The following is a 1556-nucleotide window of genomic DNA, read 5'->3' as shown; positions in this document are numbered from 1 at the left end:
CGACCACCCCCGCGCCCCCGCGCCCCCGCTCCGGCGGGGGCGCGGGGGCGCGCGTGCGAGGTGCCCGCGACACTGGCGCCGTGCTGCCGCCCGGACTGCTGGACACCCTGCCGGTCGGCGCCGTCGTGCCCGACCTGCTGGCCGCGCTGGACGCGGCGGGCGCGGCGGTCCTGCAGGCCCCGCCGGGCACGGGCAAGACGACCCTGGTGCCGCTGGCGCTGGCGCAGGCGCTGCCCGGGCGCGTGCTGGTGGCCGAGCCGCGGCGCGTGGCCGCGCGCGCCGCGGCCGCGCGGATGGCCTCCCTGCTGGGCGAGCCGGTCGGCGCCACCGTCGGGTACGCGGTGCGCGGGGAGCGCCGCGCGGGCCCGGGCACCCGGGTGGAGGTGGTCACCACCGGCCTGCTGCTGCGCCGGCTGCTGGGCGCGGAGGACCTGCCCGGCGTGGGCGCGGTCCTGCTCGACGAGGTCCACGAGCGCCAGCTCGAGCTGGACCTGTCGCTGGCGTTCTGCGTGCAGGCGCGCCGGCTGCTGCGCGAGGACCTGCGCCTGGTGGCGGCCTCGGCGACCCTGTCGGCGGACCGGCTGGCGGCGCTGCTGGGCGAGGGGCCCGCCGCCCCCGCGCCCGTGGTGACGGCCACCGCCCCGGTGCACCCGCTGGAGGTGCGCTGGTGCCCGCCGCCGCGGCCGGTGCGCCCCCCGGAGGGGCTGCGGGTGGACCCCGCGCTGCTGGAGCACGTCGCGCACCTGGTGCGCACCGCCGTCGGCGAGCTGGACGGCGACGTGCTCGTCTTCCTGCCCGGCGCGGGGGAGATCGCCGCGGTGCAGCGGCGCCTGGACCTGCCGGGCGTGGACGTGGCCGTGCTGACCGGTTCGCGCTCGGGGCCCGAGCAGGACGAGGTGCTGCGCGCGGGCCCGCGCCGGCGCGTCGTGCTGGCCACCGCGGTGGCCGAGTCGAGCCTGACGGTCCCCGGGGTGCGCGTGGTCGTCGACGCGGGCCTGGCGCGCGTGCCGCGGGTGGACCACGCCCGCGGCCTGGCCGGCCTGGACACCGTGCGCGTCTCCCGCGCCGGCGCCGAGCAGCGCGCCGGGCGCGCCGGGCGCGAGGGGCCGGGCACGGTGCTGCGGGCCTGGTCGGCCGCCGAGCACGCCCTGCTGGTGCCCGAGCCGGCCCCGGAGATCGCCACCGGCGACCTGGCCCCCTTCGCGCTGCTGGCCGCCTGCTGGGGGGAGGTGGCGGACCTGCCCCTGCTGGACGCCCCGCCGGCCGGGCCGCTGACCGCGGCCCGCGAGCTGCTGCGGCGCCTGGGCGCCCTGGACGGCGCAGGGCGCGTCACCGCCGCCGGCCGGGCCGCCGCCGCGGTCGGCGCGCACCCGCGCCTGGCCCGGGCCCTGCTGGAGGGCGCCCCGCTGGTGGGCGCCGGGCGCGCCGCCGAGGTCGTCGCGCTGCTGGGCGAGGACGTGCGCGGGCGCGACGACGACCTCGTCACCACCTGGCGGGCGGTGCGCGCGGGCCGGCTGCCGGGGGCGGAGCAGTGGCGCCGGGAGGTGCGCCGGCTG

General features: G+C 82.5%; 1 protein-coding gene. It reads left to right on the top strand.

From position 1 onward, the window contains the following. Positions 1-80 precede the first annotated feature (80 nt). On the top strand, positions 81-1556 hold a 1476-nt coding region (locus tag GTR00_RS20525; RefSeq protein ID WP_323132646.1), incomplete at its 3' end, for a helicase-related protein.

It is taken from the genome of Kineococcus indalonis (assembly GCF_009906395.1).
Taxonomy (GTDB): Bacteria; Actinomycetota; Actinomycetes; order Actinomycetales; family Kineococcaceae; genus Kineococcus; species Kineococcus indalonis.
This window is presented reverse-complemented; position numbering and strand designations above follow the sequence as displayed.